Source organism: Terribacillus aidingensis, assembly GCF_040703035.1.
In the GTDB taxonomy this organism is placed as follows: Bacteria; Bacillota; Bacilli; order Bacillales; family Amphibacillaceae; genus Terribacillus.
Genome location: NZ_CP159996.1, coordinates 2,706,753 through 2,732,403 on the forward strand (window position 1 = coordinate 2,706,753; position 25,651 = coordinate 2,732,403).

Below are 25,651 nucleotides of genomic sequence, written 5' to 3' on the forward strand. Positions count from 1 at the left end.
GGAGGACATGATGAGACGCAGCATGAAAATGATGATTATTTTAACTTTTGCAATTGTCTTGACGTTAGGAAGAGTGATCTGGTATCACTCCCAGATACCTGAAGTTCAGCCTGAGGCAATCAATGGACAGCTGGATGCACACCAAGTTGATTTTTCAAACAGTCACTCTATAGCATTGAATGGCGATTGGAAACAGCTAAACAATGCTGATACCCCCCTCTATACACCGCTTCCGAAATATATGGAAGCAAAAGCTGCAGGCACTTATGAAATGACGATACAAACCGGTGAACAGGTTGATCGCTATGCCCTGTCCGTCCGATCGCTTTACTCCAGTTTCTCGGTATATGCCAATGATCAGCTTGTCTACCAAAGCACAGATCTTGAAAAAGGACCTCCCACTCCTGTTTCCATTACAGATCTGCGTGCAAACGAGAATGGTCAAATCAAAATCAAATTCACGTTTGATGAATTCCAAGGCAATAAGCGGGCACGATCATTGATCAGCGTGAGATTCGGCTCCTCCCAGCAGATTCAAAAGGAGACATATCAAGCAGGCCTGCTCCAGTTTTTTGTTGGTGCCATCATATTTATCCACGCAATATATGCATTTGTACTTTACATAATGAAACCAAAAAAAATTGGTACTTTCTTTTTTTCCATTGCAGCTTTATTGGCGAGCATAGCTGTTGTAGCTTCCGATTACAATACACTGGGCTACGTCATGCCGCTGAGTCACGAGTGGTATGTTCGAATGGTTTATTTCAGTTATATTGGCTTAAGCTTTTTCTTTTTGCTTTTTGTCGTCTTCACCTATACAAAAGCAGCTTACAGGTGGCCATTTAAAATCCTTTATGTCCTTTTTATTGCCTATTTGATTTATATCCTTGCAGCACCGATTGAATTCGTTCGGTATGTTATCGGCATCGCTATTTCTTTGGTAGTAGCTTTCTCCATCATTTTCTTGATTTTATTCCGGACTGTTCTTCTCAGCGGCGAGAAAGCTTTGCCACTGTTCTTTGCAGGTGCTGCTGTTATCTCTCATGTCGTCTGGTCTATCATTGTAAGTTTTCTCCCTATCGGGGATACGTTGCGAGCTGCTATCAAGGCTGGCTTTTATCCTTTCGATATAACAGTTGCATTGGTATGCTTCTGCAGCTTTTGGTTCCTGCGCTTTTTCCAGACAGAAACTGAGAACGAGCAATACATTAAACAGCTGGAAGCGGAGCAGAGACGTAAGGACCAATTCTTAGCAAATACATCTCACGAGCTGCGCACACCATTGCATGGAATGATGAATATGGTCCAAAGCGTACTGGAACAGGAAAACAAGCTGACAGATCACAGCAGATATCAGCTGGAACTTGCGAAAACACTCAGTCGGAAGATGTCTTATCTTATAAATGACTTGATTGATGTCGATCAGATGAGGACCAATAAAATCCGACTCCAACCTTCTGCTATGTCCATTGAACCTATCCTGGTCGGAACAGTCGATATGCTTCGTTTTATGGCAGATGAAAAGGATGTAAAGATCCATATGCGACTGCCGCAAGGCCTTCCTTACATACATGCAGATGAACACCGTGTCACGCAAATCGTGACAAATATACTGCATAATGCTTTAAAGTTTACATCGGAAGGTAACATAACCATTGAAGTTTCAGCGGATGAGTCCCATCTCTTTGTTAAGATAATGGATACTGGAATCGGAATGGATGCCAAGACGCAGGCAAGGATTTTCAGCCCTTATGAAAAAGGAGAAAATTCCATTTCTGAAAGCGAAGGTATCGGTCTGGGGCTTAGTATCAGCAGACAGCTGGCCGAGCTGCATGGGGGTTCTTTGTCTGCAGAATCAGTTCATGGAAAAGGTTCGGTTTTTACTCTCAGTTTGCCACTCGAGGCGGACTGTCCGGAAGAATACAAAGCAGATGCAATGGCACGCGTCGAATCTGCCGCTTCAGAGCAGTTTGCCGAACCGGATCTTCAAGCAGACAGCGGCTATCGCATACTTGCAATAGATGATGATCCCGTGAACTTAAAGATCTTAAAACAAGCACTGAAAACAGAAGGCTACCAGATCAAAACAACTGCATCACCGCATGATTTTTTCCGGCAATTGGATACAGACAGATGGGATTTGTTGATTATTGATGTGATGATGCCTGAGATATCAGGTTTCCAATTAACGAAAATAGTGCGCAGCCGCTACAACCTTACAGAATTACCTGTTTTATTGCTGACTGCGCGCTCACAGCCTGAGGATGTATATGCAGGTTTTCAAGCAGGTGCCAATGAGTACGTTACCAAACCAGTGGATATGGTCGAGATGAAAATACGTATCAAATCACTGCTGGAGTTAAAAAGCTCCATCGAAGATCGACTCAGCATGGAAGCTGCCTGGCTGCAGGCACAGATTCACCCACATTTCCTGTTTAATACATTAAATACAATCGGCGCATTAAGTGCGATTGATAATGACCGCATGCTGCTATTGCTTCAAGAGTTCGGTAACTACCTGCAAGCAAGTTTCAATGGAAAGAACCTATCAAGCAGTATCCCCATTGAAAAAGAATTGGAATTGGTTCGATCTTATCTATATATCCAAAAGGAACGATTTGGAGAAAGGCTGCATATCAGCTGGGATATTAATTATGAACTTAAGTTCAGTATTCCTCCTCTGACGCTACAGCCCTTGGTTGAAAATGCAATTCTTCATGGTTTACAGCCAAAAGAAGATGGTGGCACCATTCTGATACAACTGTTTAGAAAAGGAGATAATGCCTTTATTCGAATTAAAGATGACGGCATTGGTATCACTCCCGATAAACAGCGGCGATTGAATATATCTACTGGCCACCAAGATAGCATCGGCTTGATCAATACGCATTCCCGACTGCAAAAGCTGAACGGCTGTGGGCTGATACTTTGCAGCGAAGAAGGATTAGGCACCACGATACAAATCAGCATCCCTATAATAGAAGGAAAGAAGAAGACCAGTAATCCCTAAGGAAGCTGGTCTTCTTCTTCATTTCAAATTCTCCGGCAGACTATGGATGGAAGCAATCAGTGTATTCAGCTTGTTTTCGATCCGGTGCATCAAATAAAATGTGACAGCTGCCGGAAACCCGAATTCCTTTATGATCGCAAGCCATGGATCCATCAGCTACGCCTCCTTTCTTATTAAAAAGGAGTGCAGCACGCAGCGGCTGCACTCCTTTGGGATTAGAATACTTCCTGTACAGTACGATCGACGATACGGGCTGCTTTTTTAGAGACAAGCGCTCCGCCGCTCGATGTGATGACATTCTGTGCGAGAATCGCATCCATCGCCTGATTGATTGCTGTCTCGTCGTATGGTTCCACAGGCTGCTCCAAACTGATGGTTACAGTCTTGCCAGCTTCATTTAAAAACTGCAGATCAAGCTTCTTCATGCTTTATTCCTCCTTTTTTGTCGAATTAAGATTCACGCAGGATGGAGTGGTCGTTCTTCTCCACTGCGTACAGATTGCGCTGCTGCAATGGTACCAATGCATTGGCGAAAGCCTGCAGCTCATCCGGTGTTGCATCGAGTCTGATGTTGTTAAAAGATTTTGTTTTGTATTTGTCTTTTCCTGTGTCAGGATCTACACCGTCGTATAAAACGATGCTGAGACGTGTTTTATTATGGGTTGCAATGACTGCCATGTTTCTCCCCTCCTTTCACAGCTATAATCGGAGCATGGCCCGAAAAAGTGTGGAAAAAGTTTAGAAAAATGATCAAGGGTACAGCCTCAGCCCAGTCACGAGCGGGATAGGCTTGTAATATAATAGTAATTTTACGTTGCTGCTGTTTCATAGTACAATTAAGGTTAGCATGTTCTGCTAACAGGTAGACTTTACCAGCAAAATTAATGAATAAACATACAGATACATCAGTAAATAAAGGAGTTTAATCATGAGAAGAAGGTCACCTTACCAATCCCAGCCTCCCAGGCGAATAGTGAAGAAAAAAGTAAATAAAAAACGAATTTTGATGCTGCTCCTTATCCCCGTTTTAATCCTTGGAGCAGGCGGAGCAGCCTATGCTGCTCATTTATGGACCTCCGCAGCCAGTGCCATTGACAATGCCCATGTCGCAGATACACGGGATAAATCAGCATTACGGGATGAAGCAGTCGACCCCGTCGAGGATAATGTTTCGATTCTATTCATGGGAGTGGACGACAGTGACACCCGCGATGAAGGTAATTCCCGCTCCGATGCAATGATTCTTGCTACTTTCAATAAAAAAGAGCATAGCGTAGATTTACTGAGTATTCCGCGTGACTCTTACGTATACGTGCCGGAAGTCGATCGCCAGACAAAAATCACCCACGCACACGCTTATGGCGGTGCCCAGGCTAGTGTGGAAACCGTTGAGAATTTCCTCAACGTCCCAGTCGACTATTATGCAGAAATCAACTTCAATGCCTTCATGGACATCATCGATACACTAGGCGGTATCGAAGTGGAAGTTCCTTATGAGCTATATGAACAGAACTCAAAGGATCAAAAAGACGCAATCCACCTGGAAGAAGGATTGCAGGAGCTTAATGGGGAAGAAGCACTAGCGCTTGCCCGTACCCGTCATTACGACAATGACATCGAACGCGGTAAACGCCAGCAGGAAATCATCAAGGCGATGATCACCAAAGCATCATCAGCTGGATCTGTATTCAAATATGATGCATTGATTCAGGATGTAGGCGACAACCTAAGTACAAGTCTTACATTCGATCAGATCAAGAGTTTCATCTCTTACGGAACAAGCAATGACCTGACAATTAACACATTGAATTTGGACGGCACCGGCGGTAAGCTATCTGACGGCATTTGGTACTATCAAGTCGACCCAACTTCACTGGCAGATGTACAGACACAGCTTCGTAAACATCTCGGCCTGTCTGAGGAAGTAGACACGGATAGTGTGGAAACGGATGGAAGCGGAGTTTACGATGATAGTACCGGAACTACTGACTCTACTGGTTCTACTAGCAGCGGAACCGGAGAAACTGGTACCACTGACAGCAGTACTGGAACAACAGGAAGCACTGGTACATCTGACAGCAGTACTGGAACAACAGGAGGCACTGGTACATCTGACAGCAGTACTGGATCTACTGGAACCACTGATAACAGTACCGGAACTAGCGGATCAACAGACAGCAGTACAGAATCAAGCGGGACTTCAAGCTATGATACAGGCAGCTCTAGCACTGACAGTACGTCCAGCAATTCAACTAGCGGTTCAACCTATGAAGGTACAACAGGTACCACAACGAACGACAGCACTTCGGTCGGCTCGACAGGAAATACTACAACACCATAAACCAAACAAAACTGCCACCCCTCTTTTGGGTGGCAGTTCCTTTTGTCACATTAGTCTTCGCCATTGTAAAGACAGTGTAAATTAAAATTGTTTTCTATTGTTGTTGCTAGTATAATTTAAGAGGTCTGAACAAAAGAACATCCTAGCAGGAAGGACTTTTTTATGAAATCAGCAATTACTGTTCTTAAAGAACAATTCAAGCATTTTAATCTCATTAGACGCATATCGCTTTATGAACTTAGGAATAACAATAATGCAAACTATCTAGGATTGGCGTGGGAGATTATCAGCCCTGTCATTCAAATCGCAATCTATTGGCTAGTATTCGGTTACTTGATTAGCGGTGGTGAAGGACGAACGATTCCGAATCCAACTCCTGGAGAACCTGATTTGCAGTTCTTCCCTTGGCTTGTTTCCGGTTTGATTATCTGGATGTTTTTCCAGCCCGCTGCAACTCAAGGCGCTAAATCAATCTATTCCAGACTGCGATTGTTATCCAAGATGAATTTCCCGATGAGCGTGATTCCAAATATCACGATCTTCTCTAAATTCTATCCACATTTGATACTCGTAGTTTTGACAATAATTCTTATGCAATTTACTGGTTATCCAATCAGCGTTTATATGCTGCAGCTGCCATACTTCATGGTTGCGACATTTGCATTCACGTATGCATTTGTGTTGCTTATGACAACTCTAACAACGCTTATCCGGGATATTCAGTTGCTTTTGCAAGCAACTTTAAGAATGGTGCTATATCTGACACCTATACTATGGGTTTCTCATAAGCTGCCGGATCCTTTGATTATCGTGATGAAGCTTAATCCGCTTTATTATTTGGTCGAAGGTTACCGCGCATCATTGATGGGACAGAATGGCTGGTACTTCATAACATCATGGGAGTACACAATCTACTTCTGGGTAGTCACTGCAATCATCTTCATGATTGGTGCTGCCTTACACATCCGTTTCAGAAGACACTTTATCGACTTTCTCTAATTAGAAAGGGATTTTTATGGATAAATCAATCATTGTTGAAAATGTAAGCAAAAAATATAAATTGTATAGCAAAAGCTCAGATCGTATTAAGGACATCATTTTCCCGAAGGAATACGGGGAAGACTTTTACGCATTGCGCAATGTCAGCTTTACGGCTGAGAAAGGTGATGTTGTCGGATTTATCGGTATCAACGGTTCCGGTAAATCTACATTATCGAATATCATAGCTGGCATCGTTCCCGAAACGACGGGCTCAGTTACCTTGAATGGCGATGCAGCTTTGATCGCTGTTTCCGCTGGTTTGAAGGGTGATTTAACGGGCAGACAGAACATTGAATTGAAGTGTTTGATGCTTGGACTTAACAAGAAGGAAATTGCCGAGCTTGAACCGAAAATCATCGAATTTGCTGAGCTGGAGAAGTTCATCGACCAGCCAGTTAAAAATTACTCGAGCGGAATGAAGTCACGCCTTGGGTTCTCTATCTCTGTTAATATCGATCCGGAAATCTTGATTATCGATGAAGCGTTATCCGTAGGTGATAAGGCATTCGCTGAGAAGAGCCTTGCCAAGATGCATGAATTCAAGGATAAAGGCAAGACGATGATATTCGTCAGCCACTCGCTTGGACAAATGAAGCAGTTCTGCGATAAAATCCTTTGGCTGGAATTTGGACAAGTACGGGAGTATGGCTCTATTCATGAAGTCATCCCGAGATACGACCAATTTCTGAACGAATACAAGAAGATGTCGAAGGAAGAAAAAGAAGCATATCGTGAGCGCGCCATCGCAGGTGCAGGGAATTAAAAAAGACAGAGAGGCTACTCGCCTTTCTGTCTTTTTATTTGCGTATAAGGACGCGGAACATAAATTCAAATGCTTTAAGGATCCGTTTCCACCGGAACGGCTGCTTAATCAAGCGGTAAAGCCATTCCAAATTCAGTTTTATCCATGCACGAGGTGCACGCTTCATTTCTCCGGCTAATATGTCGAATACACCGCCGACACCCATGAATACACCTTTTTCAAATAGATGCTTATGAGCAGCGATGAAGTTCTCTTGTCTCGGGAACCCCATTGCAACAAAGATAAGATCTGGTTTAGTTGCAGCTGCTTGCTCTGCAACTGCAGCTTCTGCATCTGCATTAAAATATCCATGGTGGCTTCCGGCAATGCGGATACCGGGATACTGAGAACGCACACGGTTTACTGCTCGTTCGTTCGCTTCCTGTTTCGCTCCAAGGAAGTAGCAGCTAAGGTTATGCTTTTCAGCATAGCTGAGCAGCTTGAACATAAGATCGAAGCCAGTCACGCGTTCTTCAATTGGGTTACCAAGTATTTTAGAGGCAATGACGACCCCTGCACCGTCCGGTATTATATAGTCAGCACTTTTGACACTTTGTTTATAAACAGCATCCACTCTTGTCTGCATGACAATCTCCGGGTTAGCCGTTACGATATACGTACTTTCGCCAGCGTTGATCCGTGGATAAAGATGCTGCTGCAATAGTTCTTTTTGCGTTAATTTATTAAAAGGAATATCCATTATTTCTACGATTTCTTGATTTGACACACTTGTAACAACCTTTCAAGATCAAACCATCAGGTAGGAATCTTCGTATGATAGACTTTCCCATTATGCCACGAAAACAATAACTTTACAATTATTCACATAGAATTTACACAAATAGAAAACAGCCGGTAATATACCGGCTGTTTTCTTATTTACGGCCAAATCCGAAGAAAGATCTTTTCTTCTCCTGCGGCTTCTCGTTTTCTGATGGCGTATAGGATTGTCCGAACATTTCTACCCAATCCTTTTTGTAGCTCTCTTCACTGAATCTCTCAATCACTTCTGTTGCACGCTCTGATAGTCTGTCACGAAGATTTTTGTCATTCATGATAGCGACTACTTTATCAGCCAGTGCCTTCTGATCGCCTTTTTTCACAAGATAGCCATCGATATCATCCCTGACAATATCTTTTGGTCCATACTTGATATCATAGGCGACCGCTGGCGTTCCCGCTGCAAGTGTCTCTGTAAGCACCATGCCGAAGCCTTCGAAATCGGAAGTTAAGATTGTACAAGCTGCTGACTGGTAGGATGCTGTCGGATCAGAGGAGAAGCCTAACAGCTTCACGTTCTTCTCCAGTCCAAGACGTTTGATTTGAGCCTTCAGCTCATCCTCAAGCGGTCCAAATCCGTAAATATGGTACTCTGCATCCGGGATCTTGTCCACCACGTGTTTAAAGGCTGCAATTCCTTCATCCAGGCGCTTTTGTCCCTCAAAGCGAGCCAGTGTGACAGCTACCTTCGGCTGGTAGGCTTGCTGTGCAGCTGGCGTGTCCGGTGCTGCGTGCGGAATGACATGCAGCTTCGTTGTTACCTGGTAGCGGGAAGTAATATCCTTTTCCTGTTCATGCGTCAGGAAGACGACATGGTCAAAGCTATTGATACCTTCCACGAAATGATTCCAGGATTTCTTCGTTTTCGCGCTATCATCATAAGGTGATTCGAAGTGGTTATTGTGCGCAACTGCAACTTTTTCCACATCTGCTTTTACGAGCAGGACAGTTTCATCTGTCTTTCTTGAATCAGACATGAGCACAGGTGCTTCATAATCTAGTACTGCTGTATCTATCCAAGCAGCATACGCATGGTTGATAGAATCGTATTCGACATCTTCTTCACCGAAGAGGATGGTCCTGCCTTCACTGCCCGATGGATTGACCCATACCGTAATACGGCATGTGCCGTCTTCCAAAAGATAGCGGTGCAGTTTCGGCTTATTCGTAAAGTGATCCATGTGGCTCGTCCTCACAAGACGACCATCCCGCAGGTATTCTGCTCTGCTGAGACGTGTACGGCTGTCATCCATATAATCGATGAGCTTCAGCGAGCCGTCCCCATTGAAGCGACGATATTCTTTATAAACGCCGTCCTTATAATAGCGAAAAGCAGGCTGCTTGCTCTTTTTATCCTGGATAGCGTGCAATCCCTCAACTTCGGCAGATGCTTCTTTAGGTTTATCCACCTTGCTGATATGAAGAAGATCCGTGAAATAATTTCTCACTTCGACTCTTCTATCCAGCTGGCCTGACTTATACAATTTTTCGATGATGTTCTTGTGGTCCTGCTGAAAAGCCAGTGTGAAGAAAACAACTTTCCCGTAATGGTCTGCGAGAATATTCGCCCGCTTCATTACTGCTTTCGTCAGGCCGCCTCGCTCCACATTCAGTGAATTGAACACGAATATTGGGGTCTTCATCATTTTATCCTCCTACTGGTATGCAATTTCGCTAAAAACACAGTACCAAACAGTCATTTACCATATCTAAGGGTATTACTTTTTCATAAAACCGAATAATGATTTTTTCTTCTTATTCCCTTGTCCTGATTGTGAGCTAAACACTTCTATCCAAGACTGATTATAATTGTCTTCGCTGAAACGTCCGGATATATCAATAGCCTTTTCAGCCATCTCTCTGCGCAGTTCACTATCCTCCATGACGGATAGTATCCGATCAGCGAGCAGTTTCTGATTGCCGGCTTCCACAATGAAGCCATCCACTCCATCCCGGATGATTTCCCTTGGGCCGTATTTCATATCATAGGTGATTGCCGGTGTACCTGCGGCCATACTTTCTGTCAGCACCATTCCAAAACCTTCGTATTTTGATGTAAGGATGGAGCATGCTGCTGATTGATAAGCTGCTGCCGGATCAGTGGTAAAGCCCATCAGCTTCACATTATCCTGCAGCCCAAGCTCCTTGATCAGTTTCTGCAGCTGCGATTCCAACGGTCCGAAGCCGTAAATATGATAGCGTGCATCTGGCAGCTTGTCTACGACATGCCGGAATGCACGAATGCCCTCATCCACAGCTTTCTCTTCCGAATATCTCGACAAGGAAACCGCAAGATGCTGATCGACGCTTCCTGCAGCAGCAGGGGCCGTTGGTGGCGCAGCATGCGGAATAACATGCAGCTTTTGTGAATCAACTTGGTATCTGGAAATAATATCCTGTTTCTGATGTTCTGTCAGAACGATGACCTTGTCATAATCATTGATTCCATCAAAGAAGGTATGCCATGTGATTTTCGTTTCAGAATCATCTTTATATGGTGCAGCGATATGAGAACTATGCGCGACGCCTATTTTCTCGTAATCACCTTTTACTCGAAGCACCGTTTCATCTGTTTTTCTGGAATCGGATAGAAGAACTGGTGAATCATAGATCTTGACCGCCTCTTCAATCCAATCCGCATAAGCATGCTCGATCTTTGCATATTCCTTGTTCAGATCGAACCGAATAGTGCGGCCTTCTGTATTTGGTTCATCCAGCCAAACAGCAATCCTGCAAGAACCGTCTGCATGAAAATACCTATGCAGCTTCGCCTTATTATTAGAGATATCCATGTGACTTGCCCTGACTAGACGACTATTACGCAAATATTCTTCTCGCCGCTGCCTTGTTCGGCTCTCGTCCATATAATCAATCAGTTTCAGCGAGCCATCCTGCTCAAATCGGCGATATTGTTCATAAAATCCATTGTTATAGTAGCGATAAGCTGGCAATTTACTTCTCTTATCAACAATATGGCTGTAGCCTGGAAGCTCCACGGCTGTTTTCACCGGTTCCGTAACATGCTCCATTTCGAGCAGCTCGGCGTAGAAATTCCTCACCTTGATACGCCTGTCCATCTGTCCGGATTCGTAAAGCTTTTCAATAATATTCTTATGATCCTGTTGATAGGCAAGTGTAAAGAAGACAACCTCCGGACAATGATTGACCAAGAGGTTGGCACGTTTTAATACCGCTTTTGTTAAACCACCGCGTTTAACATTCAATGAGTTAAACACGAAGATTGGTGTTTTCATTGCTGTGTCCTCCTAAGCGGAATTATTGTTCATTTAAGATAGCATAACTTAACAGTTATTTAAAACGATAACCTTATCATGCTCTTAGCATCCGCTTGATTTTGTTGGCGATACGCTGTTTTTTGCTAAGCTGTTTCGGTTTCTTTTTCGTCGTATCCTGCAGTTTAAAGGATAGGTTACCGTGCTTTGTATTGTAGGTTGTGACATTAAGCAAATGATTCTTTTTCTTGGAAGATGTAAGCTTAGTTGTCGCATGACGAGGCATCTCACCTAAGATTCGCGCGATAGCTGTATAATTCTCGATTCTGCTGACAAGATGCAAATCTACTATGTCCTTCTCCGCTTCGATCCTTTCGATTATGGATGCCGGGATGACAACATGGAATGCCGATAGCATCTGCTCTTGCATCACTTCAGGATTCACAGGAACTGGATTGTCTATATGATAAGCACCTTTTTGAACAGCAAGAGAGGTTACGCGGTCACTATCCCTGTCGCTAAGCTTCAAATAAAGCTGTTCCTCGGAGGCGTCAACCAAAGAATGATAGCTATACCCTTCTAGTAACAAGCCTTCTGCTTTTTTCTCCACACGTGTTACAGCTGCCGTAAGCTTATTCGAGCGGTGGAAGGATAAAGATTCAGCCTTAGCCAATTCATAAGCTTTTTCTGCCTTCGGATAGATGAGACCATGGAATACTTGCATATTACCTGGATGACGCTCTGCATACCAGAAGTTGATAAGATCATCAAGCTCACCTTGCTCAATGATTCGAAGCAGCAGCTTCTCCCTTGTATTGAAATTCGCATAAATCTCCAGGAAATTATGCTGCTTGATCAATTCTTTCAAGGAATTGAAGATGAATAGCTTATCCTCCATCTGGAAGGAGCGTGTGATCGTCGTGCGCAGTTCAATATTCAGTACTCGTGTTAAGTATTGATAATAGGTGAGCAGCTTTTTCTCTTTAGGAAGCTGCAAACCAGCAACTGCAGCAAGCGTCTCTTCAAACTGATGCATGTAAAGACGGCCAGTAATTGGTTTTTTTGTAAGCTGCTCTCTGCCTACAGTGAGATTATTCGTGAGATAATAGCATGGGTAATCTTTTACGATAGATATAGAATTAGAGTAAGCATAAGCTTGGATGACGAATGGCTGATCCTCACCAAGCGAGTAATGTTCTGGGAACCGGATATTATGCTCACGAAGCAAGCTTACTCGGAACAGCTTCTGTACGCTGACTGTGTACATGGCGTTAGAGCCATAGAAGCTGAAATTATCTGGGTTCCGCTTGAAAATGGCTTGGGGAACACCTCTATTGATACCGACATATCTCCCGACAACGATGTCACTGTCGTATTGAAGGATTTTCTCCTCCATCCGCTCTAATGCTTCTTCTCCAAGATAATCATCTCCGTCTACGAAGAAGATGAAATCACCTGTCGCAAGCTCGATTGCCTTATTTCGCGGACCGCTCGGTGAACCGCTGTTTTCCTGGTGGACAATACGTACAAAACTGTATGTATTGCTGTACTCCTCCAAAATTGCTGGGCTTTGGTCAGTAGACCCATCATTTACACAGATAATCTCCAGTTTGTCTTTATCAATGGTCTGATTGATGATACTGTCCAGACACTGCCTGATTGTATTTTCGTCATTATAAACTGGAATTGCAATTGTATACTTCAACTTCATCTTATCCTCCGATATTTACATTCATTTTACACTAACTTTATTTTACAACTAATTCCTACAATATGTAACAAAAAATCACACCACGTGCGATTTCACGTGGTGTGATTTTTTTATTTTAAGTATGCTGAATGAATCCATACTTCTTTCCCTGCCAACATACCTCGATACCAAGTATTATTTCCGACTTTCTCCGTCAAATTGACCTGAAACTCTTTACCTGCATAACTCGAGAGATCATAGACAAGGTCTTTCGAGCCGCCCCATGCTTTGGCATAAGCACTGCCTGTTCCTAAGACATGCAAGGTTTTACGTGTCTTATCAACTGTAACATGTGAATACGTCTTTATCTGTGCTGCTTCCACCCAGCCAATGGTACCGCTTGTGCTGCTAGGCTCTCTGCTGATCAGATAATATGTTTTCTTATCAAAAACAAGTTGTTTCTTTATGTAATATACCTGATTTGTATAGCCATTCGTTGCCTTTTTGGCACCTGTTGTTATACCAGGGGAAGTCAGAATGAGGGCTTCTGCCCTCACATGACCAAGCCTGCTTGTCTTGCTCTCTTCTTTTGTAGACAAATAAGCACTGTGCAGCCACATCTGCTTTCCGTCAAGAGTTCCGCGATACCAGGTATTATTGCCGACTTTCTCCGTCAGATTCACATAAAAGGCCTTACCTCTTGATGCAGACAGATTACCGCTGACAAGATTCTTGCTTCCGCCCCAGGCTTTATTATAAGACTTTCCAGATCCAGTCAGGTAAAGCGTCTGAGCAGTCTTATTGACGCCCTTATGGTCATGTGTCTGCAGCTGTTCCGCTTTTACCCAACCTACTACTTCTTCTGTCCTGCTTGGTGCATAGCTGATAAGGTAGAATAGCTGTCCATCTCTTTCAATCTGCTTCTTGATGTAATAGACCTGATTATATTCATTGCTTGCAGCATTTCTGTATTTAGCTGTATTTTTAGCTTCTGTGTAGATTTTGGCTCCACTGCGCAGATGTCCCAGCTTGCTTGTATTGCTTTCTTTTCTCTTATCAGTGACAAAGCTGGAGTGCACCCACACTTCCTTACCATTGAGGGTACCGCGTATCCAAGTATTGTTCCCGACTGTTTCCGTAAGGTTTGAGGTGAAAACCTTGCCCTTCATTGACGCTAAATCATACACTTGGTTCTTGGAACCACCCCAGGCTTTATTATAGGCTTTACCGACTCCCGCAACTGTGTACATATACTGATCATGGTTAACCGTTTTATGATCATATACTTTCACATCACTTGCTTTCATCCACCCTATTGTCCCGGAAGAGGGACTTGGCTGAGTGCTTAATAAATAGTAAGTGGTTCCGCTGACGTTGGCTTGCTTCTTGATGTAATAGACTTGGTCTGTTTTAGTTGATCCTGCTTGTATACTGCTGGACAAGTTCGATAGATTCGGATAGATTCTCGCACTCGTAGTCCGAATATGTCCTAGTTTGCTAGTGTTGCTGTACTTAATCGCTTTCTGGTTATACTTCTCCGTAACAAGTGTCACAAATTCGCTCCAGTTGTAGCCGTATTGTGCAAAGTAGCCATGCGGGTCTACATGTGTCGTACCACCCAGGAAATTGCTTACAGCTTTATGCGACCACAACGTTCCTCGTCCATTCGCTTCTGCACTTGTTACACCAAGATTATATTTTGCCAGCACATAAGCAATATAATCCGCATAGTTATTAATAGATTTTGCAAAGTCCTCGAAGTTATCCTCCCGGACCAATTCCACATGAACAAAACGTTGGTTCGCGTAATATCCCCCGCCCCATGCGGCATAATCAGTCGGATGGATTTCGATGATATTTCCATGATCGACAAATGCATGAACAAATGCATTATTGTAATTCTGTGTCATGTAGTTTATCTCACCGCGGATTGTAGAATTTGGATTTGCTGTTTCATGTGCTACGACACCTTCTACAGCACCTCTCCCGTTTCGGTAATTGAATTTGGGAAACTGGCTTTTATACTCATATTTAATGGAAGACGTAGACGGCGTATTTTTTTTAATCCAGTCGTTAACGTCCGGATAACTAGCTCGAATAGATAAGCGAGGTTCTGTAGAGGATTGTACTTCAGATTCATCCACTCCATCACGCCACTCAAGCGGAATGTATTGAAGCTCTTCAGCAGATAGCTTACTGATATCAATTCCATAAACCATCGTACCCTCTTTAATACCGAGTTCGTTGTATCGTGGCTCTTCTTCCTCTTGCTCTTTGACTGCAGATTCCTGCTTCGTACTGTCTTGTTCTGTATCTGGCGTATCTGTTTGTAATTCTGACTGCTCTGCCTGTTCTTCTTCAGATTCCTGTTCTTCTGCTGCTGGCAGATCAGTTTCTTCCTTGCCAATCGATTCATTATCTATCTGAGCAGACGACGCAGCAGGTTCCTTTTCGGTCTCTTTTGCTATCGATGAATCTTCTGTGTCTATTTCCTGAGGTGCAACATTAGTATTAGAATCACTAATGTTATCCTCTTTATTCTGAACATCATGCTCTTCTGCAAAAACTCCCACTGGCATGATACTGAAACATACCATCAAAACGACTATCAAGCTAATAACTTTTTTCATTTTTACCCTCTGTCCTCTAATTAGAAAATGGTTATAGCTGCCGTTTCAAAATTCGCCTCCTTCTCGGCCTGATTGGACTAGGAAGTATGTGATGTAAAATAATTGCTAAAACCTTTCCTACCTAATATATCGACAAAAAATTTACAATCTGAAATACTAATTTACAAAAAAAGCACATTATCCGTATCGGATAATGTGCTTTTCTGATTTAACGATAGTTTGGTATATCAAGATACAAGGTATATATACCCATATTTTGATATAAATTGTACATCGTTGAGACTTGTTTGGATGCCCAGCCGATATCGGTAGCGTACTGCTTGCCGAATGTACCGGTTGCTGCCATCGCCTCAGGGTTCCATCTCATCTTATACAATGTATTTTGACCTGAATTGATGTAGCCGGATCCTATATACTGTGCTCCCCCGACTATCGCAAGATATGGAGAAGTCCAGCCTTCTTCATAAGCACGTTTTGCCCCGCATTCTATTGCGCAGGAGTCATAAGCTCCGATGCCATACATGTTATAGACCTTCGTGCCGTTATACATTACTCCTTGGGCAAGTGTGGAAGAACCATTACCTGTCTCAAGTGTAGCATGTGAAACCAAATAAACATCATTGATTCCGTAAAGCTTAGCTGCATCAATGAATGCTTGTCCTTGTCCGGAAAGTGTTCCTTTTCCATTAAGGTATTTATTCAATGTCGCTGCGTCTGCATCACTGGCTCTCGTCAGATCCAGGAATTGGAAGCGCTGTCGCTCATCATTGATGAAGTTATTTGGATCCAGATAGTACTCGATATCCTCCGGACTTGCATTCACCCACTGACGTGAATTCGTGAATTCAATTTGCAGCCAGCTGCCTGATTGACCAAGAACAGTGACTTTTGCTCCTTTGCTCAATGTTCCGACTACCCAATAGCTAGTACTAGGACCGCCGCGTACATTCAGCAGGTCTGCCGTAACTTGGTTATTGCTGTTGATGTATTCAGCAGATACATATGTCTTGTACTCGCTGTCTGTCTGTGCAGATGCAGTACTCTGAATAGCTACTGCTTCTTCCAGTGTCAAATCGTATTGTGTTTGTTTATCGTAGCTTTCAACCACAAATGCTTCATGCAGCCACATCGTTTTCCCATCCAGTACACCACGGTACCAAATGTTGTTTCCGACTTTTTCTGTCAGATTGACTTTGAATTGAGAACCTTCATATTTGGACATATCGCTTGCGACTAAGTCCTTCGATCCACCCCACGCTTTAGCGTAGGAACTGCCTTTTCCATTCGAGTAGAATGTTTTTGCAGTTTTGTCGATAGTCGTATGTTCATGCGACGACATCTCAGTGGATTTCACCCAGCCGACAACACCAGTTGTACTGCTTGGCTCTTTGCTGATCTTATAATACGTTGTGCCATTCACTTCAACTTGTGCCTTGATATAGTAGACAGCATCCGTCAGGCCTGCATCAGAAGCATTTCTTCCTGATGTATCAGACCAGTTATCGTACACGGTTGCACTACCATTCAAATGGCCAAGACGGCTGATCTTCGTTTCACTTACTTCCTGGACGTAAGCACTGTGAATGAACACTTTTTTACCACCGAGCATTCCGCGGTACCACGTATTATTCCCGACTGTCTCAGTCAGATCAACACTGAAAACTTCATTCTTATAGTCTGATAGATTATAAACTAGATCCTTGGATCCGCCCCAAGCTTTGGCAAATGCCTGGCCAGTTCCTTTCACAAGGAAGCCCTTCTTCTCTTTGCTGATCGTTGTGTGATCATGCGTAGACAATTGGGATGCTTTCACCCAGCCAACAACTCCGTTAGTTGCGCTCGGTTCCTTGCTGATTAAGTAGTAAAGCTCACCTGCAACAGTTGCTTCTTTTTTAATGTAATAGACAGCATCTGTGTATCCGCCATTTACAGCCGAAAGTGTAGAAGCCGGGTTTTTCAAATCAGGATAAATCACTGCATCGGCATGCAGATGACCAAGCTTACTTACACGCTGCTCAGTGATTTCAGGCTCGTATGCTGATAGATAAGCAGAATGGATAAACACTTGCTTACCATCCAGCATTCCGCGATACCATGTATTACTGCCGACAGTCTCAGTCAAGTTTACATAGAAGGTTTTGCCTTCTAGATCGCTCAGGTTGTAGACAAGATCCTTAGATCCTCCCCATGCCTTCGCAAAAGCTTGGCCAGATCCTTTAACAGTGAAGGTCTTCTTGTTTTTATCGATTGTCGTATGAGTATGCGTAGACAACTGGGATGCTTTCACCCAGCCAACAACACCGTTAGTTGCACTTGGTTCTTTGCTGATCAAATAATGCAGTTCTCCGTTTATCTTCGCCTGCTTTTTGATATAGTAAACGGCGCTTGTGTAACCACCGGCTACTGCATTGATTGCAGAAGACGGATCATTGATATCTGGATAAATAACCGCACTGCTCTTTAGATGACCAAGCAGACTAGTTTTCTGTTCCTCTTCGATTTTAACTGGCTCATATGCTTCCACGTAAGCAGAATGGACATAGACAGTCTTACCAGCTAGGGTTCCTTTGTACCAAGTGTTGGCACCGATTTTTTCTTCAGCGCTCACTTTGAACTGCTGGCCTTTGTATTGGCTAAGGCTATAGACAAGATCCTTAGATCCTCCCCAAGGCTTGCTGTAGGCATTCCCAGATCCGCTGATGACAAATGTCTGCTGATCGCTGTTCACTACCGAATGCTCATGTGTAGTCATTTCAGTAGACTTCACCCAGCCGACAACACCAGACGTACTGCTTGCCTGTTTACTAATAAGATAATATGTTTCATTATTCCATTTCGCTTGTTTCTTGATGTAGTAAACAGCGTCTGTATAGCCGCCAGCGACAGCTCCTTTGAAAGTATCCATATCGTTAAGATCCGGATAGATGACTGCATTGGAACGCAAATGACCCATTAGGTCAATTGAAGTTTCCACGGGAGCAGCTGCTGCAGCACGCATCGTCTGCTTTTCAGAATCATCAGCCTCTTCGGTGTCAGTTTCGGAATCTTCCTCTACTGCCGGGGCATCAGTTTCTTTCTCCTGGTTCACAGCTTCATCCTCAATCTGCTGATCTTCGCTGTCGGTTTCGTTACCTGTTGTAACATCACTCTTGTTTTCTTGCGTTTCTTCAACAGGGGCTGTTTCTGTTTCATTAGTCTCATCGACAGTGCCAGTTTGATTCTCTGGAGCAACAGTTTCTGACTGCTCTGTCTGTGTCTCATCTACTTGCTGGCCAGATTCTGTCTGCTGATCAGACTTTATCGTTTCTTCCGCAGACACGTAGTTGGCCGGAGACACTAAGCTAAACAAAAGCAGAAAGATTAAAACATATGCAAATTTCTTCATTTCACCCTCCAAAATATTCAGTTTTCAATGTGCAGACGCCATAGCATCGTTATTGTGTATCGAAAAACGCATCGACCACTCCTTCGTTTTTACTAGGAATAGGCAACAATGGTATGTAGTAGGCAACTATTTACCTATTTATCTATAATTCTACAAAATCAAACAAAGCTTTACAATCTAATATCTGATTTTCATTTAGTTTACAATTAAAATAGTTCTATAGATTCAATTTTTTCCATTATATTGAAAAAGACTTTTCCCGCTTATATAAATCAAAATTAATTAATAAAAACCACCGTCAGCTAGTGACGGTGGTTCACATTATTTAATCACTTGTTTTACTACGCGTTCCGAAGCTTTCCCATCCTCTAGATAACAGAAACGGTTGTAGAATGCTTCAAATCGTTCATCCGGCTGATAGCCTTCCCTGTCAATTCGTTTTACTTCTTGGATGATTTGCTCTGTTTGTTTCAATAAAGGTCCAGGAGCAGTTTCTTCAAAATCAAAGTAGAATCCGCGAAGGTTATCCCGATAGTCATCCAAATCATACACGAAGAACATCATAGGACGACGCAGGTTGGCATAGTCAAAGAATACGGAAGAATAATCCGTAATCAGCATATCAGCCATCAAGTAAAGTTCACGGATATCTTCATGCTTGGAAAAGTCATAAGCAAATCCTTCATAGCTGGAAAGATCTAAATTCTCAGCAACAAGATAATGAAGACGCAATACAACGACATATTCGTCTCCCAGTTCCTGACGCATACGTTCCAGATCCAGCTCTAAATCAAACTTATATTTTCCTTTCTGATAAAACTGATTATCCCGCCAGGTTGGTGCATACAGGATAATTTTCTTATCCTCAGAAAGCCCGCAGCTTTTTTTAAGTGCTTCTATATTCTCCGGCTTATTATGTGTATAAAGGAAGTCGTTTCGCGGGTATCCTGTTTCAAGCATATCCTTCTCAAATCCGAACGCCCTCGCGAAGATTTCACTGGAGTACGCATTTGGCGAAACAAGATAATCCCATTTGGAAGCTTCGAATAAGAAATTGCGTTTATACGCCTCGGTATTCGTACCAGGCATATGCACCTCGTCCATATCTGCAGCAAGTCGCTTCAGCGGTGTGCCATGCCAGGTTTGCAAATAAATCGTATGATTTGGTTTTGGAATCCATAGCGGCAGACGACTGTTGGAGACCCAATACCTTGCCCTTGTCATAAGGAACAACCAACGAACGGAAAACCTGCGCACATAAGGAACGTCCTTTGTTTCAAAGTAAGGAACTGCACGTCGGTCCGAGCTCCAATACATTTTGTACTCCGGATGGTGTTCCCGCATGTACTCATAAATCGCTCTTGGATTGTCACTGTATTGTTTGCCAAGGAAACTTTCGAAAACCATAAGTTTTTTATCAACAGGCAAGATAGCTCCGAAAAGCTTGAACACCTGCTGATAACTATTTTTAAGGAATCTGCCTCTGCGGATACTGACCCACTTGCGTCTCGCTCGCGAGATACTTTCCCGAATAAAGAAATACTCAGAAGTTTGAACAGAAAGATATTTCGACTTCTTCGTTAATCTCACGGTCATTTTATATTTCTTACCATTGATAGTCGTTTTCGCAGCCGCTGGCAAGGTTGAATCTTTTTTCAGATGGCGCATGCGGATACTGCGGATGGTCTGGCGCACACCATTGTGTGAATAAGTCAGCTCTACATAAAATTTCAGAAACTTCTTATCTGACAAATCAATATGAGGTGTTATATCGAATAGTCCCTCAAATCCAGAGTGCCGGAGCAGCTCATTTCCTTCATATTTATCTGCTAAGTCCTCGCGTTCCTTAAACTGAAGCGGGAAAGTGAGCTCTTCCTCTTCATTCAAGTTGTTTGTCACCACGAGTTTCAGTTCTTCCAATTTATAAGCATCGCTTTGGTATAGCGGAGCATAGTTAATTGAACCGGAAAAATGCATGACTCCCGTTTTCTTTAAATGAACTTCTTCCAAATTGGCAAACAAAACATAATCGTTTACTCGGAAAGAGATGTTACCTTTTCCGGTGCGATACGGGTAGAAAACCTTGTCCGTTCCTGGTATGAAATAGGAATTATATTGCAGGTGCTCCGGCGGATTAGAAATCCGAGCCCGCTTCGTTTCTCCTTCATTTTCCCGTTCAACGTACAGATCCCACATAACTCCATCCTGAAGCATCTGTGTATGCTCCGACGGGTCCAGCGTTACTTTACAAATCGTATATTCATCTACGCTGTGATCTTCATTAAATGTAAGGTAAATGTCCTCATTTGTATAACGATTCATCAATAAGAACCGATATGTTTCATAATCAGCGATGTAGGAGGCTTTTATCGGAATCTCCATATAGAAAATTCCCGCTTCAATACGAACCGATATGGCTCTCCTATTTCGAAGGCTGATGTTTTCCATGCAGTACTTTCTCCTCTCGACTAGCAAATCCATTCCTTATTATAAATTTCATATGTAGGTAATTCAACAATGCTTTTGTAAAGTTCTTTACATATACTTCGTATTTGATTTGGTTTTTTTGCTCTTCCTTAGCATGTTTCATACCTAGTCATTTATACATTTTCTTAACCAATTGTAGGAAAATTAGGTAAATATGTATGCAGATTCGACAATTCGCGCATATATTTGCATTCTATTATCATAGCAGACTTGAAATTTAATTAAAATGTAAATATAATGTTAATCAGGTGTAAATGTTATGATCTATACTTACACTGTGACAATGATGATGCAGACAACTTTTATATATGAAAAACCAAAACTAATAAAGGAAATGAGGCACAACAATGAAGAAAGTAATTACGTACGGTACATTTGATTTGTTGCACTGGGGCCATGTAAACTTGCTTCGCCGCGCGAAAGAAATGGGCGATTATCTAGTAGTGGCAATCTCTTCTGATGAATTCAACAAGCTGAAAGATAAGAAGTCTTACCACAGCTTTGAAAACCGCAAAATGATCCTTGAAGCGATTCGTTATGTGGATGAAGTTATCGCAGAAGAAAGCTGGGATCAAAAAGTCCACGATGTAGTGGACCATAACATTGATGTATTCGTCATGGGCAGCGACTGGGAAGGCAAATTCGACTTCTTGAAAGACCATTGTGAAGTCGTATATCTTCCACGTACAGTTGGTATCTCCACTTCTAAGATCAAAGACGATCTTTTAGATGTTAATAATGGTTAGAGAACTTGCTATTTCTCTCTATCTAGCGTTCTTCAAAACGCTATTTATATGTTTCAAGCTATTTCCCCAAAAGAACAAAACCACCTTGGTTTCCTCTTTTGGGGATAATGTTTTGTATACGGCTAAATCGCTTGAAAAATGGAACGCGGGAGAAATAGTCATATTAAAAACATCTTCCTGCAGGGAAGAATTCACTGATCTGGATGCGGAGATTGTACCATTTGCCATGACGAATATCAGCGCTTTTGTAAAAGGTATCTATCATCTGGCCACTTCACGCGTCGTGATGGTAGATAATTACTTCGGATTTCTTGCCGTAACGGATTTCAAACCAAATGTCACATGCATTCAGCTGTGGCACGCAGCAGGTGCGATGAAGAAATTCGGCTTGATGGACCCTTCTGTCCAGACTAGAAGTCCAAAGGCACAGGAAAGATTCAAACGGGTTTACAGCCGTTTCACATATGTTACGGTCGGTTCGGAAAAGATGGCATCCATCTTCCAGGAGAGCTTCGGTCTGTCGAATGCGAATATATTGCGGACTGGTATGCCGCGAACGGATTTCTTCTTCGACGATAGTCAAATCGATCAATTCGAGAGAGAAATCACCGAGCAATATCCGATTATCAAGAAGCGTAAGGTTATCCTATATGCTCCGACTTATCGCGATGATGAGCTGGCCAAGCCTAAAATAGAACTTGATATCGAACGCTTATATCGGGAGCTGGGTCAGGAATATGTATTGTTCCTTCGCCTTCATCCTGCTGTTACATGGGATCTAGCAAACTATTACCCGAATTTCGTAATCGATGTCACACACTATAAAAATATCAATCCACTTTTACTAGTGACGGATATCTTGATTACCGATTATTCTTCCATACCATTTGAATATTCGCTGCTGAACCGCCCGATTATCTTCTTTACGTATGATCTGGAGGATTACCAGAAAAAACGCGGTGTGTCAGACGAATATCTAGAATCATTACCTGGACCAATGGTCAGAGATACAAAATCAATCATTAAAGTGATCAAAAAGAGTGATTTCCAACTGGAGAAGGTACAGGCTTTCTCTAAACAGTGGAACCAATACTCAAACGGACATGCGAGCGAGCAGCTGGTACAAGCGATGTATACATCCAACCCGGCCGTTGCTGCAACAGCCAATCCGTCCACACAGACGACACGCTGATAATTTCAGCGTGTTTTTTTGTATAAAAAAAACCCCTTCTCCAATGGAGAAGGGGTTTCCTTTATTGCTGATGCTGTTTGCGCCGTTCTTCTTCTGTTTCTGTCACTTTCGGGAAACCTACCATATTGAGTAATGGGCGATAGCGGTCGCTGATCAGTCCCGTAATCTCGACGATCAATTCAATCAGTATTGCCAAGGCAATAATCAGGATGGTCGATCCCCACATGGTTGCTTCCGTGTAAAGTACACCTGTAATGCTGAAGATTCCGCTGATCGCATAGATAACAATAACAGTCTGGCGATGCGAGAATCCTAGATTCAAGAGACAGTGATGCAAGTGCAGCTTATCCGGTGCTGACAAAGGCTTCTTCTGTACAATCCGGCGGATGATAGCAAATGTTGTATCCAGGATCGGAACACCAAGTATGATGATCGGCACGATCAAGGAGAACAATGCAACGTTCTTGAACAACCCGCTTACGGATAGAACAGCAATCATATAACCGAGGAATAATGCTCCTGTATCCCCCATGAATATCTTAGCCGGGTGGAAGTTGAACACTAGGAAGCCAAGTGTGCTGCCTAAAAGCAGGACGCCCATCATTGCAGAGATTGGGTTACCCATGCTGATGGCGATCATGGCAATCGTGAACAGCGCGATAGCTGACACTCCTGCTGCCAATCCATCCAATCCATCAATCAAGTTGATAGCGTTCGTTATACCGACAATCCACAGAATCGTGATTGGAATTGCCCAAACACCGAATTCAATTCGTCCAGTGAATGGCAATGTTACAAAGTCGATCTGGATGCCGCCCAATACCGTTACAGTAGCGGCTGCAATCTGTCCGATTAACTTCACTTTTGCGGATAGCATGAACTTATCGTCCAGCACTCCGATTAAAGTAATCATTGTTGCACCAATCAGGATTGGTGCTGTATTCGAATCATGTGGCATGAAAACCAAATAACCGATGATGAAACTGATGTAAATGGCCAATCCGCCCAGTCGCGGCATGATTTTCTGGTGTACTTTTCTAGCGTTTGGTTTATCCGTTGCTCCGATTGCGAATGCCAGCTTTTTCACCATAGGCGTCAGCGCAATTGAAAGGATGAAACATGCTGCCAACGCTACGATTAAAGGCGTTATGTGTACCATTTGTATCCTCCTAAATAGCTTGCAAATCGTTCCAAAAATGCTTTTATAATCCAAGTATCATAAATTACTAGATTTCGACAGTATTCTGCGTAGGTTCTGTACTATTATAATGTTTCTATTGACAAAACACAATTGCACATAATGTAAATTTTACATCATAACCGGGTTAAGCGCCTTTACATTTCTTTTACATTTATCAAGCTTCTTTGATAAAGTTGCTGAGAATCGTGAACATCCGCTCTTTCCCTGATTGAAATGGCTCTGGTTCAAAGTGCTCTGTCTCCTGTATTACCTTACCGAGATCTTCTCCTTCTCCCCAGCTAAGGATATGCTTCTGTTCCAGGAAGATGGACATCAGCTGCAGCTGATGATCATCATTATGTTCGCCGTACTTTTTCAGTCTGGCTGCCGCGATTACCTTTTTACCCTTTTTCAAGGCAGAGATAACCGATCCGGTACCTGCATGCGTGATCACAAGCCGGGCATCCTCCATCAGCTGATCCATGACCTCATAGTTAACGAATGGTTTTATTGTCAGTAAGTCACTGTCAAACTTCGTGTGTCCAGCTTGAACGATAACTTCCTCATTGATGATTCCTTCCCGTTTCAGCCGTTCCACCTCTTCAAGCAGTCGGGTGAATGGAAGCTCGTGGGTACCTAAGACGACCAGTATCAATAGATGGACCCCCCATAGACCGCTTTCGGATAAATCTGTTTCATCGTCTCCCATTGGACGATGAATAAATCGGCGATAGGATAAATCAGCTTACCTGAAATGGTCGGTGAAGTGGACTTTGCAAAGCTCTCGATGAAGATGACACGCTTCCCAAACAGCTTGGCGATATAGCACATCGGCACGGATGTATGTGCTCCCGTGGAGATGACAACATCCGGACGATGCTTCAGGAATAAAAAGATCGATTTTATAATGTTATAACTGAACTTGAATATATAGCGAAAAGGATAATTGCGTGCGCCGTATACAAGGAAGCTCATCGGGTGCTTGCCCTTCATCTGCTCCGTGATTTCAGATTTCTCTGTCACGATATGGTAGTCATATTCCTTGAAGAGCGGCTCCAGCTGCAAAAGCTGCGTTAAATGTCCGCCAATGGATGAGATCAGAAGCAATTTTTTCTTTTTCATTTTCATCACAGA

The 25,651-nt window shown here is 42.9% G+C and carries 19 protein-coding genes; 6 read left to right on the forward strand and 13 right to left on the reverse strand.

What is annotated here, in order from left to right; genetic code table 11:
* Positions 1 to 7 precede the first annotated feature (7 nt).
* Complete coding sequence (locus ABXS78_RS14165; RefSeq protein WP_366247740.1) at positions 8 to 3,010, forward strand: ATP-binding protein; 3,003 nt, start codon at positions 8 to 10, stop codon at positions 3,008 to 3,010.
* 18 nt (positions 3,011 to 3,028) lie between these two features.
* On the opposite strand, the gene ABXS78_RS14170 is transcribed toward ABXS78_RS14165, so the two are convergent.
* From ABXS78_RS14170 to ABXS78_RS14180, 3 genes are all read right to left on the reverse strand, one after another.
* Positions 3,029 to 3,163, reverse strand: a complete 135-nt coding sequence (locus tag ABXS78_RS14170; protein WP_366247741.1) for a YvrJ family protein — start codon at positions 3,161 to 3,163, stop codon at positions 3,029 to 3,031.
* Positions 3,164 to 3,225: 62 nt separating this feature from the next.
* A complete protein-coding gene (locus ABXS78_RS14175; RefSeq protein WP_366247742.1) occupies positions 3,226 to 3,435 on the reverse strand; it encodes a DUF2922 domain-containing protein in 210 nt (69 codons plus the stop codon).
* 25 nt (positions 3,436 to 3,460) lie between these two features.
* Positions 3,461 to 3,688, reverse strand: coding sequence for a DUF1659 domain-containing protein (locus ABXS78_RS14180; protein ID WP_366247743.1), 228 nt, complete (start codon positions 3,686 to 3,688; stop codon positions 3,461 to 3,463).
* A gap of 250 nt (positions 3,689 to 3,938) precedes the next feature.
* Between ABXS78_RS14180 and ABXS78_RS14185 the strand changes: the two genes are divergently transcribed.
* The 3 genes from ABXS78_RS14185 (at position 3,939) to tagH (ending at position 7,155) form a co-directional block, all read left to right on the forward strand.
* Complete coding sequence (locus tag ABXS78_RS14185; protein ID WP_366247744.1) at positions 3,939 to 5,351, forward strand: LCP family protein; 1,413 nt, start codon at positions 3,939 to 3,941, stop codon at positions 5,349 to 5,351.
* 162 nt (positions 5,352 to 5,513) lie between these two features.
* Positions 5,514 to 6,350, forward strand: coding sequence for an ABC transporter permease (locus ABXS78_RS14190; protein WP_366247745.1), 837 nt, complete (start codon positions 5,514 to 5,516; stop codon positions 6,348 to 6,350).
* A 16-nt stretch (positions 6,351 to 6,366) separates the two neighbouring features.
* On the forward strand, positions 6,367 to 7,155 hold the full coding sequence (gene tagH, locus ABXS78_RS14195) for a teichoic acids export ABC transporter ATP-binding subunit TagH (RefSeq protein WP_095220885.1): 789 nt from the start codon (positions 6,367 to 6,369) through the stop codon (positions 7,153 to 7,155).
* Positions 7,156 to 7,189: 34 nt separating this feature from the next.
* Here the strand turns inward: tagH and ABXS78_RS14200 are convergent, their stop codons facing one another.
* The 7 genes from ABXS78_RS14200 to ABXS78_RS14230 form a co-directional block, all read right to left on the reverse strand.
* On the reverse strand, positions 7,190 to 7,921 hold the full coding sequence (locus tag ABXS78_RS14200; RefSeq protein WP_366247747.1) for a WecB/TagA/CpsF family glycosyltransferase: 732 nt from the start codon (positions 7,919 to 7,921) through the stop codon (positions 7,190 to 7,192).
* A gap of 148 nt (positions 7,922 to 8,069) precedes the next feature.
* Positions 8,070 to 9,620, reverse strand: coding sequence for a glycosyltransferase (locus ABXS78_RS14205; RefSeq protein ID WP_366247748.1), 1,551 nt, complete (start codon positions 9,618 to 9,620; stop codon positions 8,070 to 8,072).
* 72 nt (positions 9,621 to 9,692) lie between these two features.
* Positions 9,693 to 11,228, reverse strand: coding sequence for a glycosyltransferase (locus ABXS78_RS14210; protein ID WP_366247749.1), 1,536 nt, complete (start codon positions 11,226 to 11,228; stop codon positions 9,693 to 9,695).
* A 76-nt stretch (positions 11,229 to 11,304) separates the two neighbouring features.
* A complete protein-coding gene (locus ABXS78_RS14215; RefSeq protein WP_095220888.1) occupies positions 11,305 to 12,918 on the reverse strand; it encodes a glycosyltransferase family 2 protein in 1,614 nt (537 codons plus the stop codon).
* A gap of 110 nt (positions 12,919 to 13,028) precedes the next feature.
* Entirely contained in the window at positions 13,029 to 15,527 is a 2,499-nt protein-coding gene (locus tag ABXS78_RS14220; RefSeq protein ID WP_366247751.1) for a GW dipeptide domain-containing protein, read from the reverse strand.
* 208 nt (positions 15,528 to 15,735) lie between these two features.
* Positions 15,736 to 18,912, reverse strand: coding sequence for a GW dipeptide domain-containing protein (locus tag ABXS78_RS14225; RefSeq protein ID WP_366247753.1), 3,177 nt, complete (start codon positions 18,910 to 18,912; stop codon positions 15,736 to 15,738).
* Positions 18,913 to 19,233: 321 nt separating this feature from the next.
* Complete coding sequence (locus tag ABXS78_RS14230) at positions 19,234 to 21,360, reverse strand: CDP-glycerol glycerophosphotransferase family protein (protein WP_366247754.1); 2,127 nt, start codon at positions 21,358 to 21,360, stop codon at positions 19,234 to 19,236.
* A 386-nt stretch (positions 21,361 to 21,746) separates the two neighbouring features.
* Here ABXS78_RS14230 and tagD point away from each other — a divergent pair, with 386 nt between their 5' ends.
* Both tagD and ABXS78_RS14240 read left to right on the forward strand, forming a co-directional pair.
* The gene (tagD, locus tag ABXS78_RS14235) at positions 21,747 to 22,145 is read left to right on the forward strand and encodes a glycerol-3-phosphate cytidylyltransferase (protein WP_366247756.1); all 399 of its coding nucleotides are present in this window, start codon (positions 21,747 to 21,749) and stop codon (positions 22,143 to 22,145) included.
* Positions 22,146 to 22,257: 112 nt separating this feature from the next.
* Positions 22,258 to 23,337 (forward strand): CDP-glycerol glycerophosphotransferase family protein, encoded by a 1,080-nt coding sequence (locus ABXS78_RS14240; protein WP_366247757.1) that lies wholly within the window; start codon positions 22,258 to 22,260, stop codon positions 23,335 to 23,337.
* Between the two features lie 61 nt (positions 23,338 to 23,398).
* On the opposite strand, the gene ABXS78_RS14245 is transcribed toward ABXS78_RS14240, so the two are convergent.
* From ABXS78_RS14245 to pssD, 3 genes are all read right to left on the reverse strand, one after another.
* The gene (locus ABXS78_RS14245) at positions 23,399 to 24,496 is read right to left on the reverse strand and encodes an MraY family glycosyltransferase (protein WP_366247758.1); all 1,098 of its coding nucleotides are present in this window, start codon (positions 24,494 to 24,496) and stop codon (positions 23,399 to 23,401) included.
* Positions 24,497 to 24,692: 196 nt separating this feature from the next.
* A complete protein-coding gene (gene pssE / locus ABXS78_RS14250) occupies positions 24,693 to 25,172 on the reverse strand; it encodes a PssE/Cps14G family polysaccharide biosynthesis glycosyltransferase (protein WP_366247760.1) in 480 nt (159 codons plus the stop codon).
* On the reverse strand, positions 25,169 to 25,645 hold the full coding sequence (gene pssD / locus ABXS78_RS14255) for a PssD/Cps14F family polysaccharide biosynthesis glycosyltransferase (protein WP_366249949.1): 477 nt from the start codon (positions 25,643 to 25,645) through the stop codon (positions 25,169 to 25,171). Before pssD ends, pssE begins: the two co-directional genes overlap by 4 nt.
* Positions 25,646 to 25,651: the final 6 nt, after the last annotated feature.